Annotated in this window: 15 protein-coding genes; 8 read left to right on the top strand and 7 right to left on the bottom strand. The window is 68.1% G+C overall.

Going from position 1 to position 13969, the window contains the following annotated elements; all coding sequences use genetic code 11:
* Positions 1–14 precede the first annotated feature (14 nt).
* From J2848_RS29245 to J2848_RS29235, 3 genes are read right to left on the bottom strand one after another with little or no spacing between them, the layout of a single operon-like run.
* Positions 15–1172: a sialidase family protein gene (locus tag J2848_RS29245; protein ID WP_149233436.1), complete on the bottom strand. Its 1158-nt coding sequence runs from the start codon at positions 1170–1172 to the stop codon at positions 15–17.
* Positions 1173–1230: 58 nt separating this feature from the next.
* On the bottom strand, positions 1231–1554 hold the full coding sequence (locus tag J2848_RS29240) for a type II toxin-antitoxin system PemK/MazF family toxin (RefSeq protein ID WP_149233437.1): 324 nt from the start codon (positions 1552–1554) through the stop codon (positions 1231–1233).
* Positions 1551–1763 carry an antitoxin MazE family protein gene (locus tag J2848_RS29235; RefSeq protein ID WP_149233438.1) on the bottom strand — a complete coding sequence of 71 codons (213 nt, stop codon included), beginning with the start codon at positions 1761–1763 and terminating at the stop codon, positions 1551–1553. Before J2848_RS29235 ends, J2848_RS29240 begins: the two co-directional genes overlap by 4 nt.
* 195 nt (positions 1764–1958) lie before the next feature.
* Here J2848_RS29235 and J2848_RS29230 point away from each other — a divergent pair, with 195 nt between their 5' ends.
* Entirely contained in the window at positions 1959–2948 is a 990-nt protein-coding gene (locus J2848_RS29230) for a phytanoyl-CoA dioxygenase family protein (RefSeq protein WP_246194082.1), read from the top strand.
* 19 nt (positions 2949–2967) lie between these two features.
* On the opposite strand, the gene J2848_RS29225 is transcribed toward J2848_RS29230, so the two are convergent.
* Positions 2968–3921, bottom strand: a complete 954-nt coding sequence (locus tag J2848_RS29225; RefSeq protein WP_149233440.1) for a glycosyltransferase family A protein — start codon at positions 3919–3921, stop codon at positions 2968–2970.
* 13 nt (positions 3922–3934) lie between these two features.
* The gene (locus J2848_RS29220) at positions 3935–6295 is read right to left on the bottom strand and encodes a glycosyltransferase (protein WP_149233441.1); all 2361 of its coding nucleotides are present in this window, start codon (positions 6293–6295) and stop codon (positions 3935–3937) included.
* A gap of 309 nt (positions 6296–6604) precedes the next feature.
* On the opposite strand from J2848_RS29220, the gene J2848_RS29215 reads away from it, so the two are divergent.
* The 7 genes from J2848_RS29215 (at position 6605) to J2848_RS29185 (ending at position 11072) form a co-directional block, all read left to right on the top strand.
* Positions 6605–6838 carry a type II toxin-antitoxin system Phd/YefM family antitoxin gene (locus J2848_RS29215; RefSeq protein WP_149233442.1) on the top strand — a complete coding sequence of 78 codons (234 nt, stop codon included), beginning with the start codon at positions 6605–6607 and terminating at the stop codon, positions 6836–6838.
* A 7-nt stretch (positions 6839–6845) separates the two neighbouring features.
* Entirely contained in the window at positions 6846–7229 is a 384-nt protein-coding gene (locus J2848_RS29210) for a type II toxin-antitoxin system VapC family toxin (protein WP_149233443.1), read from the top strand.
* Between the two features lie 27 nt (positions 7230–7256).
* Positions 7257–7898: an NUDIX hydrolase gene (locus tag J2848_RS29205; RefSeq protein WP_149233444.1), complete on the top strand. Its 642-nt coding sequence runs from the start codon at positions 7257–7259 to the stop codon at positions 7896–7898.
* A 10-nt stretch (positions 7899–7908) separates the two neighbouring features.
* Entirely contained in the window at positions 7909–8199 is a 291-nt protein-coding gene (locus J2848_RS29200; protein ID WP_149233445.1) for a hypothetical protein, read from the top strand.
* A gap of 172 nt (positions 8200–8371) precedes the next feature.
* Positions 8372–10300 carry a PhoX family protein gene (locus tag J2848_RS29195; protein WP_211103253.1) on the top strand — a complete coding sequence of 643 codons (1929 nt, stop codon included), beginning with the start codon at positions 8372–8374 and terminating at the stop codon, positions 10298–10300.
* 274 nt (positions 10301–10574) lie between these two features.
* The gene (locus J2848_RS29190) at positions 10575–10808 is read left to right on the top strand and encodes a hypothetical protein (protein ID WP_149233447.1); all 234 of its coding nucleotides are present in this window, start codon (positions 10575–10577) and stop codon (positions 10806–10808) included.
* A 42-nt stretch (positions 10809–10850) separates the two neighbouring features.
* Positions 10851–11072 (top strand): hypothetical protein, encoded by a 222-nt coding sequence (locus J2848_RS29185; RefSeq protein WP_149233448.1) that lies wholly within the window; start codon positions 10851–10853, stop codon positions 11070–11072.
* Positions 11073–11076: 4 nt separating this feature from the next.
* Here J2848_RS29185 and J2848_RS29180 read toward each other — a convergent pair whose 3' ends face one another.
* On the bottom strand, positions 11077–12609 hold the full coding sequence (locus J2848_RS29180; protein ID WP_149233449.1) for a glycosyltransferase: 1533 nt from the start codon (positions 12607–12609) through the stop codon (positions 11077–11079).
* Positions 12606–13793: a lysylphosphatidylglycerol synthase transmembrane domain-containing protein gene (locus J2848_RS29175; RefSeq protein WP_246194084.1), complete on the bottom strand. Its 1188-nt coding sequence runs from the start codon at positions 13791–13793 to the stop codon at positions 12606–12608. Before J2848_RS29175 ends, J2848_RS29180 begins: the two co-directional genes overlap by 4 nt.
* Between the last annotated feature and the right edge of the window lie 176 nt (positions 13794–13969).

Below are 13969 nucleotides of genomic sequence, written 5' to 3'. Positions count from 1 at the left end.
GGCGCATCCCTCTCTCACGGGCGGAACAGCGTCACCTCGATGCCGCGTGAGCCCGTGGCGTCGCAGATGTAATAAGCGACCATGGCACGGCCGTCCGGCAGCACCGCCGCCCAGGGATAACCCAGGTCGGGCGCCGGCCCGTCGTCGCGCAGCACCAGCTCCGGCACCTCGTCCGGCTGCTGGCGGCGCGGGTCGTAGAGGCGGGCGCGCACGCCGTAGGGCGCATGGCGGTAGCCGCCGGCCAGCAGCAGCCGGCCGTCCGGCAGCGGACAGGCGTCATAGGGGTGGCCGACCACCGCATGGCGACGCCACGGCTCCCAGCTGTGACCCAGGTCGGTGGAGCGCGAGGTCGCCAGATGGTCGTCCAGCCCGGTGGTGCGGTGGAAGGCGTGCAGCACGCCGTCGGTGTCCAGATGCAGCGCCGTCTCGCAGAAGCCGGCCCTGGCCTCGGGATCGATGGCGATGACCGCCCGGTGCACCCAGCTTTCCCCCCGGTCGGTCGAGGCGAAGAGATGGCTGGCATAGGTCCCGGTGGAGGGGTGGTGGGTGTAGCCGGTTTGCAGGATCGTGCCGTCCGGCGCCTCCACCGCCCGGCCGCGCACCGCACCGCCGTAAAAGGGCCGCTGGCCCGGCACGATGTCGGGATGGCCGGGCAGGGGCGGCAGGTCGCGGTGCGCGGTCCAGCTTTGCCCGCCATCATCGCTGTGCCGGCTGTAGCCGCCCCAGAAGATGTAGAGATCGCCGGTCCTCTGCGGACTGCCGGTCAGCCCGATGCCCAGCGCGCGCAGTTCCTCCCCCTGGGACGACGGCACCGGATACCAGCGGAAGCCGGCCAGCAGGATGCGGCCGTCGCGCAGGGTGAGCAGGCTGGCATCCTGGTCGGCCGCCTGCGGGTCGGGGGGAAGGGCAACGGCTTCTCCCAGCGGCTCCGCGCCGGGGCCGAGCCGCAGCAGCACCGTCTGAGAGCGGGAATCGAGATGGTCGACATGGTTGAACCCGGTCTCCCCCGCCCGGAACGTAGCCCCGCGCAGCCAGCGGTGGTCGCGCGCGCGCCGAAAGGCCAAGAGCACCGCCCCCTGCTGCCCCACTGCTGTCGGGGTCAGCGCCGGGAAGGACGCATAGAAACGCGGATCGCGGTACAGCACGCGATGTTCGACACCGGTCATGGTCATCGGGTTTCCTGCTCCCTCTTTGAAAAACCGCACCGAGCCTGCACAAGGACGAACCTGCTCAGGCCAGTCCAATCCAGAGGAGGAACGCCCGGTTCACTGCGAGCATGCTGTCATCCTCCAACCGTCCGAACGGCTCGCCTGTCTTGTCACGGGCGATCGTCTGGACCTTGTCGACCATCACCTGCGAGCGTTTTCGCAGGCCGTTGCCCGGTGTCGGGTCGACCGACAGGCGGAACAGCGGTGCCTCCACCAGCTCGCTCGTGATCGGCAGAATGGTGACGCTGGGATGCCCGTCGAACAGATCGGACTGGATGACCAGCGCCGGACGCGGTTTCCCGTAATCGCCCTGCAAGGCGACCGTCACCAGATCGCCGCGCCTCACTCCCAGCCCTCCGTGTCGCGGACCGCGTCCAGCCAGTCCAGCGTCTCCTGTTCCTGGGGGGTATCCCGGACCAGCAGCGACTGGCGCCGGCATTCGGCGGCGAAGCCGGGCCGGCGGGTGTCCGGCACCCAGATCTGCAACGGACGCAGCCCGGCGGCACGCAGGCTGTCGCGGTGGCGCTGGACACGGAAGGAAAGCGGTGTGGACATGGCGAGCACTCCATCTGTTACATGTAACATTGCCCCTTCATCGGCCCTGTGCAAGTCCGCCCACCGTCCCATGCCCCGCGACGCCGTGCCTCAGCAGCGGAGTGACGCGGACAAGCGGATACGCCTTGAAAGACCGCTGCCCTTATGGAGAGTCTTCATCACGAACGATTCTCCTTCCAAGCGGTGCCGCACCCCATGGCGTCCTCCTTCGTCCCCGCCTCTGCCCCAATCGGCAGCTTCCTGGACAATGTACGGACACGCATCGCATCGCCGCGGGCCTATTGGCGCAAGGTGAAGGCCGATCCGCGCTATGCCATCTACGACATCCTGCCAATCGTCACCGACCCGGCCCTGCGCGACCGGCTGGCGGCGCTGATCGCGGCGCGGCGGCCGCGGACGCTGGGCCTCCATCCGTCGCTGGAGGCGCGGGACTGGTGCCGGACGCTGGAGCGGGACGGCATCACCCCGCTGCTGCCGCCCATCGATCCGGCCGTCGTCGCGGGCTTGCGCACCTATTTCGAGAACACCCCCTGCCACGATCCCTTCCGCCCGCATCTGGGCTGGTTCCGGCCCGACAGCCCGCCCAGCCCGGACTCCAACATGGGCTATCACGGCATCGACCAGATCCTGCGGGCACCCCATGTGCTGGATCTCTTCAACGACCCGCAGGTGCTGGAGGTGGCGGAGCTGTATCTCGGCTGCAAGCCGATCCTCGACAACATCGGCTGCTGGTGGTCCTGGGGCGGGGAGAGCTTCGGCGGGCGCGACGCGGCCAAGGGCACCCAGCGCCACCACCGCGACCTGGACAGCCTGCGCGGCTTCAAGATCTTCTTCTACCTGACCGACGTGGACGAGGAGGGCGGTCCGCACATCTTCGTCAAGCGCAGCCACCGCAGCCGCCGGCTGTCCACCGGCCGCGCCCTGACCGAGGCGCAGGTGGAGGCCGCCTTCGGCACCAGCGATACCGTGGCGATAACCGGCCCGGCCGGCAGCCGTTTCCTGGGCGACACCTACGGCATCCACAAGGGTGCCCTGCCCCGGCGCGGCCGGCGCCTGCTGCTGTCCGGCCAGTACAATGTCAACCGCACCCCCCATGGTCCGGCCATCCCACCGCTCGACCGCCGCTCGACCGCCGTACCGGACGGGCTGGACCACTTCGTGAACCAGATCTACGTGGCGCCGTGAGGGAGAGCCCCCGGCGACCTCAATTCATGCCGGAGGCCGCGGCATAGCCGAGCTGATAGTACAGCCGGATCACCGCCCGCAGGCTTTCCCCCTCCAGACTTTCGACATCGAGGTCGGCCAGCTTGGCCATATTGACGTTGAAATCCCAGCGCTGTTCCTCCAGCCCGTATCGCCGTTGGGTCAGACGGTTGGAAACTCCCTGATAGAACATCCGCCGCATCAGCCAGCGTCGGTTCAGCCGGTCGGGATGGATGAGGTGGGACACGGTAGCGGCCGGGACATAGTAGGTGGCGGCTCCGGCGCTGCGCATCTCCATGAAGATGATGCCTTCATTCGTCAGCAGCCCGTCGCCCTTGCGGCCGAGGTCGCTCGGAAAAGCGCGACCGGCCATCAGCCGCTTGCGGAAGGCGCAGTTCCCTTCACCGAACCATTCCTTCTCGTGCAGGAAGCGGGATTCGCTGTCCCAGCCCCAGCGGCATGAGAAGAAATGCAGCATGTCGTCGGCCAGCCAGTCCGGCCTGGACAGCGCGCCGAAATCCGGCTCGACCTCGCCCGCAACGATGTCGACGGCGTCGCCCAGCCGGTGAAAAGGCTCCAGCAAGCGCTCCAGCCACCCTTCGCAGGCCCGCTCGTCGTCGTCGATGAAGGCGATCAGGGCTCCCGCCGCTTCCGCCACGCCACGGTTGCGGGCAAAGCTGACGCCCGGCCGCTCCTCCAGGACATAGCGCAGCGGCACTCCCCGCAGAGCGAAGGCGGTCTGTCGGCACTCGACGGCCGGGCGGCCATCCGCCAGGGCGGAATTGTCGATCACCAGAATTTCATGGGCGGAGCCTGGGGAGGCGCCGCCCACCTGCTGCCCGATCAGGCTGTCCAGGCAGGCCGCGAGCAATTCAGGGCGCCGATAGGTGCAGATGACGATGCTGGCGGCGATCTCCTCCGCACTGTCGATGCCGGGGTTTCGGGTGGTTGGCATGGTGCTTCGCCTGTCAGTGATCGGCATGGATGATGCGCAGGTCCGGCAGGCCCCAGGCGGTCACGCCCATATCCCTGGCCATCATCGCCAGCCCCTCCGTCTCGATGTAGCCGCGGTGGCTGTAGGGTGGGAAACACAGCCCCTCGCGGTGAAGGTCCGCCCGCACCAGCAAGGCCGTGCCGCCCACCCCGTCCAGCGGCACGATGCCTTGGCCGGCGAAGGCATCCAGATAGAGCCGCCCGGCACCGCGCGGCGGCTGGAAGATGCCGTCGGCCAGATGGCGGGGGTCCTCCCCGCCCATCTCCCTGTCCGTCAGCCGGAAGCTGTTGAGGTCGAAACTCCGCCCGTCGGGCAGGACGCAATGAGGAACGACAATGTCGCGCCCGGCGGCGAGCAGCCGGGCCGGCAGGTCCGGCGGATAGTCGACCAGATCGACGTCGAGCCACAGCACCCAGTCCTCGTCCGCCAATGCGCCGGACAGCAGCCGGTTGCGCGACCGTGCCAGCAGTTCCCGCCGCCGCCGCTGGATTTCCGGCGCCCAGCGCGGCCCTTCGGGCCGGAACCCGTAATCGTGGCGCAGCAGGGTCACCCGGCGATAGCGGTCCCGCAGTTCCGGCAGCCTTGCGGCCAGCCAGTCATGCGTGCCGTCGCGGCTGTCCCCCTCCAGGAAGCCCAGCGACAGGCGGGACGGATCGTGGTCGAGCCGGCCGAGCAGCTCCAGGTAGCGAGGCAGATGGGGAACGGCATCCTTCACCGGGGTCAGCACCAGCAGCTTTTCCTGCCGCGCCGCGGCGGTGGCCGGAACAGGCGGGACGGCCCGGCGGTATGGCTCCACCGGCAGGCGCTTGGCCATCTCCTCCAGCACGGCACGGCAGCGGTCGCCGCTGAAGCGGGCGGTGGCGGCCTGCCAGTGCTCCTCGAAATGCCCGGAGGCGAAGGTGTTGCCGCCATGGACGACGTAGGTGTAGAGCCGCGGCAGGTCCATCCGCACGACCCGGGCACTGCGGCGCAGCTGCTCGACCACCGGCGTGTCCTCGCCGCGGCGAAGGGCCGGATAACGGGGCATCACCGCCCTCTCGCACAGAAGCGAGCCTTCCCAGTCCCGTTCGCAGGACACCGCCAGCCGGTCTTCGGCCGGCCACCAGATCATCCAGCGGCCGAGCAGGCAGGCCTGGGCGCCGGCGGCGGCCAGCACCCGCTGCTGCATCTCCAGCCGGCAGGGGTCGTAAAGGTCGTCGTCGTCCCACTGGCAGACATAGAGCCCGGCCGCATGGTCGACCGCGATGTTGCGCAGCTCGCCCAGCGTCAGCCCCCCTTGTCGGCCGCCCGCCTCGACCCGGACCAGCCGGACGTTCGGACAGTCCGCGGCACGGATCGCCAGCTCCAGCGGATCGTCCTGCGGCAGCGCCGGGCTGTCGCAGACGACGACCAGCTCGCGGTTGGGATAGGTCTGGCGCGCGAAGCCGTCGATGGCAAGCTCCAGCAGCCCGGCCCGGCCCGCCCTCTGCCCCCTGGTGACCATCAGGCAGGAGACCAGCGGCAGCCCCTCCACCGTCGCCACGGGGGTACGGGCGCCGTCCGGCCGCCCGTCGGTCACCACCGCCGTGACCTGCCGCGGCAAGACCGTGCTATGCCCGGCACCGTCCCGGAACCAGGTGCCTTCCCAGTAATGGACCGCATAGGCCCGACGCATCGCCCGTTCCCAGAAGACGGGATCGAACAGGCGGCCGCTCCAGCAGTCCTCCTTGGTCACGGGATAGAGCAGCTCCGGCGGCAGCACCGTCACCGTGGCCCGCTTTCCTTCATCCCCAGCCTTTTCATACCGGTCATTTTCATACTGATCATGGACGCGGGTCAGCAGGAAGGGGCCGGTGGCGTCCAGCACGTCGGGGGAGTGCCGCGCCTCGACCAGCTGGTCCAGCAGATGGTCCCAGAAGGGATGGCCGGGCACCGATGCGAGGAAGGAGGGGCACAGGATGCGGGACAGCCCGCGCTCCGCCGCCTTCGCCAGCCTGCCATGCTCCTCCGGCTCCAGCCCGACGACGAAGCTCCGGCCCTCCAGCAACCCGTCGATCGGGCGCAGGCATTCGAAATCAAGGTCGGCATAGACCCCGCCGAAACGGCGCAGGATCAGGTAGCGCGCCAGATCGATCCGCGCGATGGGCTCGGCATAGCCCCGGAAAACCGGCAGCAATGCCGGATGCTCCTCCACGACGAAGCGCTCGATGTCCGCGTCGGTCCAGAACCGGTAGGTGAAGCCGGGATTGCGCCCGATCCAGCTGCGCTGCAGGGCCTGGAACTCCGGCGGGACGTCACGTGTCTTCCAGGTCTGATGGATCAGGCGCGGAATAGGGGAGTTGACTTCGAACTGCATGGTTCCGGATGGAAATGGGATGAGACCCGATAATCATTTTGGGAAAACAACTCAATAACAATGGGCATCCAACAAAAATCTGTCACATCCCGTTTCATGTGGCACACGCCAAAGGAGAGATGATTGCCAATTTCTCCATTTATTTCATTTGGGATTATCCAGAACACCACCTCATCGCCGGCATTTTCTCGGCACCACACATTGGTGTCGTCCTGCCGCTCCGGGCACGGACCGGCAGACCACCGGGTTAGCTAAGTTGCCTAACATGAAGCCGGTTTCTATAATCCTTGGGAAAGAAGGAGGTGCCGGATGCGGCAGGTCACCATTCACGCGGCCAAGACCAATCTGTCGAAGCTGATCGAAGCCGCTCTGCGCGGTGAGGAGGTCATCATCGCCAGGGGAAGCAAGCCGGTCGTGCGGCTGGTCCCGGTCACCCGCGGCGCCTTCACCATCGGTCTGCTGAAGGACAAGCTCGGCAGCGGACCGGACTTCTTCGAACCGATGGACGATGCTGATCTGGACGTCTGGGAAGGGGGAGCCTGACGAGGTCATGACGGCGGTCCTGCTCGACACCCACGCCTGGGCCTGGAGCCTGTCCGGCGACTCCCGCCTGTCGAAACCGGCAATCACCGCCATCGCCGCGGCCGACATGGTTATGGTCAGCCCGATCACCTTCTTTGAAATCGCCCAGGAGGTCCGGTTTGGGAAATGGCCGGAGATGGAGCCTTTCGTGGAACGGCTGGATGTGCTGCTGGCCGACCAGGGCGGACAGGTCGCCGGCTTCGATCCGGCGGTCTGCCTGATCGCCGGCATGATGGACTGGAGCCATCGTGATCCTTTTGACCGTCTTCTGGCCGCCACGGCGATGCATTACAAGCTGCCGCTGGTCTCCGCCGACGCGGTCTTCGACGGCATCGTCACGCGGCTGTGGTGACCCCCATCGCAGAGCAGGCTCATGCCCATGCCTAAGCCCATAGCCAAGCCGGGACACCGCCCCTACCGCCTCCACCGTCCCTGGACCGTGCTGGACAGCCGCGAGCTGCTCGACGCCGATCCATTCCTGAAGGTGCGGGTGGAGACGGTGGAACTGCCGGACGGGCGGCGGATCGACGACTACTACCAGTTCGACCAGCCCTCCTTCGCCTGCATCTTCGCCGAGACGGCGGACGGACGGATCGTCACCTACCGCCAGTACCGCCACGGCCCGCGCAAGGTCGGGCTGGTCTTCCCCGGCGGCCACCTGTCGCCCGGCGAGGATCCGCTGGCCGCGGCCAAGCGCGAACTGATGGAGGAGACGGGGATGGAGGCGGAGGCCTGGACCGACCTCGGCACCTACATCGTCAACGCCAACCAGGGCGGCGCCTGGTCGCACATGTTCCGCGCCACCGGCTGCCGCCGGGTCGCCGATCCGATCGCCGACGATCTGGAGGACACGGAGATCCTGCACCTGACGCGGGCGGAACTGCTGGAGGCCATCGGCCGCGGCGAGATGCATCTGCTGACCCAGATCGCGCTGGTCAGCATGGTCTGGCAGGCCGACATCGCCCGGGTGCTGTCCCGTCCCCACTCACCAGATACAGCCGGCCCAGACACAGCCGGTTGAGGAAAACCCGATGACCCGCTTCGCCCCAATGGCCCTGATGGCCTCCCTGACACTGGCCTCCTTCCCGGCCACGGCCGAGCCGATGAAGGGCCGCTACGAGCTGCGCTGCCAGGACCCGCAGACCCGGCAATGGACGGTCGCAGGCCAGGTGACGGACCCGGAGATCGTCGATCAGCCCGCCTCGCAGCCGGCATCGGCTGGAAAAGCCGGCGGGCGCGTGGTGCGCGGCACCGGGGCCGACGGCAAGCCGGTGACGCTGCCGATGCCGTCCGACCGCACCTGCATGCTCAGCGCCCGCTGACCGGCGACGGTCGCCGCTCTATCGAATGGAGACCGACCGTCAAACTGTAACATCCCCGCGCTAGCTTCCCGACGCTCGCCAAGACCAAGGCGGCGCCGAACGGGCTCCAATGGCCCGACGGCACCGCTCACGCCAGCCGCTTGCCCTGATGAGGGTTCGGGAGACACCTGCCATGACCAACCTGACCGCCCAATTGCCTGAAACGTCGCGCCGTTCGGTGCTCCGCGCCCTCGCCGGGCTGCCGCTGCTGCCGGTCGCCGGCATCGGCGCCGGCGAGCTGCTGTTCGCCTCGGGCGCCGAAGCGGCATCCGCCAAGGGCGCGCCGGTCGCCGTCGAGTTCGTCGGCATGGCCGCCCCCACCGCCGCCGCCGCGCAGGCCAAGACCACGGTCGAGTCCAGCATGGTCGTGACCTGGGCCGACGGCTCCAAGCAGAGCTTCGCGCTCGGCTACCAGCCGCTGTTCATCACCGGCGACATGGTGCCGGACGGCAAGGGCGGCACGATCCTGGCCGGCGGCTATGTCGACATCAACGGCAAGCCGATCCTGGACGGCTCGCTGGCGACCCCGACGCAGTTCTTCTCCGACTGCCCGGATGGCTGCAACATGCTGGCCCCGGTCCCCGGCGCCAAGGTGGCGGGCGTGGCCGGCAACACCCTGTTCGCCGTGGTCCAGTTCGAATACACCACCCGCGATTCCAAGGACGCCTCGATGTACGGCAAGCTGCCGTCGCCGATCGCTGTCCTGACGCTGGACCAGAACAAGGAAACCGGTGCCTTGAAGCTGGTGCAGTACCACAATGTCGACACCAGCGGCGTGCACGGCCTGTGGATCACCTGCGGCGCCAGCCTGTCGCCCTGGAACACCCACCTGTCGAGCGAGGAATACGAGCCGGATGCGGCGGCGCTGGACGACCAGTTCCGCGCCTACAGCAAGAACCTGTTCGGCGACGAGACCAAGGCCAACCCCTACCACTACGGCCACCTGCCGGAAGTGACGGTGAACCCGGACGGTACCGGCAGCATCAAGAAGCATTACTGCATGGGCCGCATCTCGCACGAGCTGGTGCAGGTGATGCCGGACGAGCGCACCGTGCTGATGGGCGACGACGCCACCAACGGCGGCCTGTTCATGTTCATTGCCGACAAGGCGAAGGACCTGTCCGCCGGCACCCTCTATGCCGCGAAGATGGAGCAGGAGGCCGGCAAGGACATCGACAAGGGCGGTGCCTTCGCCCTGAAGTGGGTCAAGCTGGGCCACGCCACCAGCGACGAGATCAAGACGCTGGCCGACACGCTGAAGGCCGCCGACATCGTCGAGGTGAAGAAGGAGGACCCGAAGGATCCGTCCTTCACCGCCATCGGCTTCAGCGGCAAGACCCAGTGGGTCAGGTTCAAGCCGGGCATGGAGAAGGCCGCCGCCTTCCTGGAGACCCACCGCTACGCCCCCACCGTCGGCGCCACGCTGGCCCTGACCAAGCTGGAAGGCGTCACCGTCAACGCCAAGGACAAGACCGCCTACATGGCGGTGTCCTACATCTACAAGTCGATGAGCGACGGCAAGAGCGGCATCAAGGTCGACGCCATCAACGCCGGTGCGGTCTATCAGCTGCCGATGAAGGGCGGCCAGACCGACATGGCGGGCACCGCCATCGCCAGCGAGTGGGTGCCGGTGCATTTCAGCCCGGTCCCCGCCCTGGTCGGCCGTGACCTCGCTACCCCGGACGCGCTCGGCAACACCGCCGACGCCGACCGGATCGCCAACCCGGACAATCTGAAATTCTCCGAAAAGCTGCGCACCCTGTTCATCGGCGAAGACAGCGGCAACCACGTCAACAACTTCCTGTGGGCCTACAACGCCGACACCAAGCAGCTGTCCCGCATCCTGTCCTGCCCGGCCGGGGCTGAATCGACCGGTCTGCAGGCGGTCGACGACGTCAACGGCTTCTCCTACATCATGAGCAACTTCCAGCACCCCGGCGATTGGGAGAAGGGCCTGCACGACAAGGTCAAGGACAGCGTCGCCGGCCTGATCGACGACGCCTACCGCAACCGCCGCAGCGGCGGCGTCGGCTACATCCACGGGCTGCCGCAGCCGGTGTGATGAGGGGAGCGTGATGGCGGCCTGATCGGGGCCGGATGGACAGTGAAGAACGCGGCCGGGAAACCGGCCGCGTTTTTTCATGCCCAAAGCAAACGCCCAATCGAAAGAAGTAACACTACCGCCAAATCGCAGAGCGGCGTTTTCTTTGGAAGAGGTAATCACCAATCGACCTGAGACCAATCGGTGATCTTAACACCTCGTTAACTGGCCTGATGGCTCAATAAGCTCATCAGAACGGGCAAAAGCCTTCGCCACGAATACAGGGATCGCCACCATGTCCAAGATCGATTGCGCCGACGGTGTTTTCACTTCTGCTTCCCTGCACCTGGATGTGGTCGATGAATTCATCGCGATCACCCAGTCGAAACTGAACACCGCCACCAGCGATTTCACCCGCGACAGCCTGACCGACCTGCTCGCCGGCCTGACCGAACAGCGCGAGACCTACCGCGCCGTGCTTACGGCTGCCCAGACCTCCGCTGAGCCCGTCGCCGCTCTCGCCGCCTGATCAGCCCCCCATCCGCCCCATCTTCCGCGAAAGACCGCCATCATGACCGCTCCGATCGCCGCCCCCATCGCCAAGGACGTCCTCGCCTCCGCCACCCTGCATCTGGACGTGCTGGAGGAGTTCATCGCCGTCGTCCGCCGCCGGATGGCCGCCACCGATGACGCTTTCGCCCATGACAGCCTGACCGACCTGCTGCTCAGCCTGACCGAACAGCGCGACAGCTATCAGGCCTTCCTGCCGCTCGCCGCCGCCGAGCCGGTCTGAAACCTCAGAACGCCTTCAGCTTCTTCCAGGCGAACACCACCATGCGGGCCAGCAGCCAGCCGTGGGTGAAGCGGGAGATCTGGGTTTCGCCATAGCTGCGGTCGGCGTAGCGCACCGGCACCTCGACGATCTTCAGGTTCTGCTTGGCGGCGCCGAAGATCAGGTCGAAATCGCCGAACGGATCGAAATCGCCGAAGTAATGGCGGTTGGCGACGATGGTCTCATAATCCTCGCGCCACAGCACCTTGGTGCCGCACAGCGTGTCGGTGAAGCGCTGGTTCAGCAGGAAGGAGAAGATGCGCGCGAAGGCCCGGTTGGCCAGGAAGTTCAGGAAGCGCATCGCCTCCGGCGCCATCGGGTAGACGAGCCGCGTGCCGTTCACGAACTCGCCGCGCCCCGACACCATCGCCTGGTAGAATTTCCCCATCGTCTCCGGCGGCACCGTCAGGTCGGCGTCGAGGATGATCAGGATGTCGCCGCGCGCCACGGCGAATCCGGCACGCACCGCGTCGCCCTTGCCCTTGCCGGGCTGCTTCATGACCTTGATGTCCCAGTCGGGATAGGCATCGCGGACGCGCAGGCACTCCTCATAGGTGTTGTCCTGGCTGTTGCCCTCGACATAGATCACCTCGACGTCGGGGGCGAAGCGGGGCAGGCGGCGGATGGCGTTCTCGATGTTGCCGCGCTCGTTGCGGCAGGGGATCAGCACGGTGACCGAGGCCGGCTTGCCGTCGACCGTCACCTCCTGCGCGGCGGGCTGCGGCCGGGCGACGACGTAGTTGCGCACGCACAGCCGGCGGATGCCCGGCAGCGGGGCGACATAGCGGTTGACCAGCGTGCCCAGCCCGAACAGCCGCTTCGGGATCAGCTGGCGCCATTCGCGGCGCACCGGCTCCCAGCCGGCCAGATCCAGCAGGTTGACGATGTCGCTGGTGGACAGCCAGTTCTGCTGGCCCTGCGGCATGCGCATTCCCAGCTTCTCCGCCGCCCACAGGATCGGCTCCCAGGCGCGGGAGTGATAGCTGACGATGATGCGGGTCTTGGGGTTGGCGACCCGGCGCAGCAGGCGCAGCGTCTCCTCGATGTCGTCGAGGAAGCCGATGGTGCCCGACAGCAGGATGTGGCTGAACGGTCCCTCGATGCTGTCGATGGTCGCCGGATCCTCGGCATCGGCGGCGATCAGCTCCAGTTCGGGATGGCGCGCCCTGGCCACGGCGATGGTCGCCGGGCTGAGATCGATGCCGACGCCGCGCGCCGGCTTCAGCGCCGCCAGCGTGTCGCCGACGCCGCAGCCGATCTCCAGCACCGTCGCCCCTTCCGGAATCAGGAAGCGCAGATAGGCGCGGTCGGCGTCATGGAAGGCGCGGTTGCGCCCGGCCCAGCGGTCGCGCAGGGGGGCCATGGCGTCGAACAGCGAGCGGATCCGCTGCTGGCGCGGGGAGAGGCCGCGCGTCTCGGCAGCGGCATCCATGGCGGCGGTTACGGGAGCGGCCACGGAAGCGGATTGGGAAAGCGTCGGGGTGGACTGGTCGGTCATCGCGAAAAATCCGTGGGAAAGGCATCAGGTCTGCCGGAGGAGCCAGCAGAAGAGCCGTCCTCCGGCCGCGCCGCGGTCTCGCTGCGCAGCAGCAGCCAGAAAACGCCGCCGGGCAGCGAGAGGACGGCGATCGACAGCCCGATCAGCAGCGAGACCAGAAGGGCCGCGTCGGCATTGAAGCCGAGCAGCGCGAAGCCGGCGACCATCGCCCCCTCGCGCACGCCCCAGCCGCCGAGCGAGACGGGCAAGGCGGCGGCGACGATGGCGGCCGGCACGATGGCCAGCCCGTCCAGCCAACCGAGCGGCAGGCCGACCGAGCGGGCGAACAGGATGGTGGCGCCGATCGTGGCGAGATGGACGCCGATGCTGTGGCCCAGCGCCGCCCAGGCCGACGGGTTTCCGCCCATGGCGCGCAGCTGCGCCACGGCGGTCCAGACGGTGCGCCCCAGCGCTCCGTCGCGCAGCCGTTTCGGGATCGGCAGCCGGTCGCGCGGAATGCGCCCGGCCAGCAGCAGAAGCCCCATGGCGACGGCCAGGACCAGCGCCCCGGCCAGCACGGTGCCGGCGACGGCGGGCGGCGCCACCGCGGCCAGATGCGGCAGCCCGATCAGCCCGATCAGCACCACGCCCAGCAGCGCCATCAGCCGGTCGACCAGCAGGGCCAGCATCACCGGACCGGCGGGATGGCCGAGCCGCCAGGTGAACCAGCCGCGCAGCAGGTCGGCCCCGACCGATCCCGGCAGGATCTGGCCGAGGAATCCACTCGCCATCTGCAGGCGGAAGGCGGTCCAGCGGGTCAGCGAGAAGCCGGCGGCCCGGCCGACCGCCCGCCACCGCTGCGAGGCGAAGGGCAGGGTCAGCGCCTTGACGGCGAAGCCGGCGGCGAACAGCAGGGGATCGGCGGCCGACAGGCGCGCGGCGATGCCGGCCCAGTCGGCCCCGGCGGCGAGCGCCCCCAGCACCGCAACCGTCACCGCCAGCTTGACCAGCACCGGCCACCGCCGGCCGGCCGGCTTGCCCGGACCGGACTCGCCCGGCTCCGGATCCGGTTCTGGGCCGGGAACAGGACCGGGCTTCGCCGATTGGGCGAAGGGGGTGTCGAGAAGAGCCTGAGCCATCATCCCCGCATGGAAATCCGGGTGCCGCGGGACAGCGGCGCCGAACGGGCCGTTGTAACGGCTCACGCCCAGCTTGTCACCCGATCAGGCGGGAGAGGAGGCAGGCGGGAAAGGAGGCAGACACAAGTCAGCTGTCGACCAGACCGGCCCTGACCTCGTCGGACGACATGTTGCCCAGCGTCTCGAAGGCCCGGTCGTCCAGCCAGGTCTTAACCTGCTTGGCGGCCATGGAAGCGGAGCGG

The organism is Azospirillum lipoferum (assembly GCF_024170005.1).
Lineage (GTDB): Bacteria > Pseudomonadota > Alphaproteobacteria > Azospirillales > Azospirillaceae > Azospirillum > Azospirillum lipoferum.
This window is presented reverse-complemented; position numbering and strand designations above follow the sequence as displayed.

Excerpts from the sequence above, each read along its gene's own strand:
- J2848_RS29245 (WP_149233436.1), bottom strand. The coding sequence starts at position 1,172 with ATGACCATGACCGGTGTCGAACATCGCGTGCTGTACCGCGATCCGCGT.
- J2848_RS29235 (WP_149233438.1), bottom strand. The coding sequence starts at position 1,763 with ATGTCCACACCGCTTTCCTTCCGTGTCCAGCGCCACCGCGACAGCCTG.
- J2848_RS29230 (WP_246194082.1), top strand. The coding sequence starts at position 1,959 with ATGGCGTCCTCCTTCGTCCCCGCCTCTGCCCCAATCGGCAGCTTCCTG.
- J2848_RS29225 (WP_149233440.1), bottom strand. The coding sequence starts at position 3,921 with ATGCCAACCACCCGAAACCCCGGCATCGACAGTGCGGAGGAGATCGCC.
- J2848_RS29220 (WP_149233441.1), bottom strand. The coding sequence starts at position 6,295 with ATGCAGTTCGAAGTCAACTCCCCTATTCCGCGCCTGATCCATCAGACC.
- J2848_RS29215 (WP_149233442.1), top strand. The coding sequence starts at position 6,605 with ATGCGGCAGGTCACCATTCACGCGGCCAAGACCAATCTGTCGAAGCTG.
- J2848_RS29210 (WP_149233443.1), top strand. The coding sequence starts at position 6,846 with ATGACGGCGGTCCTGCTCGACACCCACGCCTGGGCCTGGAGCCTGTCC.
- J2848_RS29205 (WP_149233444.1), top strand. The coding sequence starts at position 7,257 with ATGCCTAAGCCCATAGCCAAGCCGGGACACCGCCCCTACCGCCTCCAC.
- J2848_RS29200 (WP_149233445.1), top strand. The coding sequence starts at position 7,909 with ATGACCCGCTTCGCCCCAATGGCCCTGATGGCCTCCCTGACACTGGCC.
- J2848_RS29195 (WP_211103253.1), top strand. The coding sequence starts at position 8,372 with ATGACCAACCTGACCGCCCAATTGCCTGAAACGTCGCGCCGTTCGGTG.
- J2848_RS29190 (WP_149233447.1), top strand. The coding sequence starts at position 10,575 with ATGTCCAAGATCGATTGCGCCGACGGTGTTTTCACTTCTGCTTCCCTG.
- J2848_RS29185 (WP_149233448.1), top strand. The coding sequence starts at position 10,851 with ATGACCGCTCCGATCGCCGCCCCCATCGCCAAGGACGTCCTCGCCTCC.
- J2848_RS29180 (WP_149233449.1), bottom strand. The coding sequence starts at position 12,609 with ATGACCGACCAGTCCACCCCGACGCTTTCCCAATCCGCTTCCGTGGCC.